Origin of the sequence: Nocardioides insulae DSM 17944, from assembly GCF_000422825.1 — a bacterium.
Classification (GTDB): domain Bacteria; phylum Actinomycetota; class Actinomycetes; order Propionibacteriales; family Nocardioidaceae; genus Nocardioides; species Nocardioides insulae.
Genome location: NZ_AUGU01000006.1, coordinates 1 through 1,438 on the forward strand (window position 1 = coordinate 1; position 1,438 = coordinate 1,438).

Here is a 1,438-nt window from a genome sequence, read left to right on the forward strand (position 1 = left end):
GGTTGATCTTTGAGAACTCAACAGTGTGTCAAATAGTCGACGAATTAGTTTGTTATGCCCCGTCAACTATGGCTGACTTTGGTTGGTTGTGGTTGGTGGATTTCTTTGACAATGATTCTGGCTGATCAGACTTTGGTTTGATCTTTTTTGTCAGTGTCTCTTTGTCAGGCATCTCTTTTTCTCGCTGGCCTTTTGGTTGGTGGGTGTTGTTTTTCAACGGAGAGTTTGATCCTGGCTCAGGACGAACGCTGGCGGCGTGCTTAACACATGCAAGTCGAGCGGAAAGGCCCTTCGGGGTACTCGAGCGGCGAACGGGTGAGTAACACGTGAGTAATCTGCCCTGTGCTTCGGGATAGCTTCGGGAAACCGAAATTAATACCGGATATGACGCATGCTCGCATGGGTGTGTGTGGAAAGTTTTTCGGCACAGGATGTGCTCGCGGCCTATCAGCTTGACGGTGGGGTAATGGCCTACCGTGGCTTCGACGGGTAGCCGGCCTGAGAGGGTGACCGGCCACACTGGGACTGAGACACGGCCCAGACTCCTACGGGAGGCAGCAGTGGGGAATATTGGACAATGGGCGGAAGCCTGATCCAGCAACGCCGCGTGAGGGATGACGGCCTTCGGGTTGTAAACCTCTTTCGCCCAGGACGAAGCGCAAGTGACGGTACTGGGATAAGAAGGACCGGCCAACTACGTGCCAGCAGCCGCGGTAATACGTAGGGTCCGAGCGTTGTCCGGAATTATTGGGCGTAAAGGGCTCGTAGGCGGTTTGTCGCGTCGGGAGTGAAAACATCCAGCTTAACTGGGTGCTTGCTTTCGATACGGGCAGACTAGAGGCATGCAGGGGAGAACGGAATTCCTGGTGTAGCGGTGAAATGCGCAGATATCAGGAGGAACACCGGTGGCGAAGGCGGTTCTCTGGGCATGTCCTGACGCTGAGGAGCGAAAGTGTGGGGAGCGAACAGGATTAGATACCCTGGTAGTCCACACCGTAAACGTTGGGCGCTAGGTGTGGGATCCATTCCACGGGTTCCGTGCCGCAGCTAACGCATTAAGCGCCCCGCCTGGGGAGTACGGCCGCAAGGCTAAAACTCAAAGGAATTGACGGGGGCCCGCACAAGCGGCGGAGCATGCGGATTAATTCGATGCAACGCGAAGAACCTTACCTGGGTTTGACATACACCGGAACATCGCAGAGATGTGGTGGCCTTTTTGGCTGGTGTACAGGTGGTGCATGGCTGTCGTCAGCTCGTGTCGTGAGATGTTGGGTTAAGTCCCGCAACGAGCGCAACCCTCGTTCTATGTTGCCAGCAGGCCGGTTCGCCGGTGCTGGGGACTCATAGGAGACTGCCGGGGTCAACTCGGAGGAAGGTGGGGATGACGTCAAGTCATCATGCCCCTTATGTCCAGGGCTTCACGCATGCTACAATGGCC

General features: G+C 55.7%; 1 rRNA gene. It reads left to right on the forward strand.

Annotated elements, in window-relative coordinates:
• Window positions 1-213 precede the first annotated feature (213 nt).
• Window positions 214-1,438, forward strand: a 16S ribosomal RNA gene (locus G515_RS0100635); the annotation flags it as partial.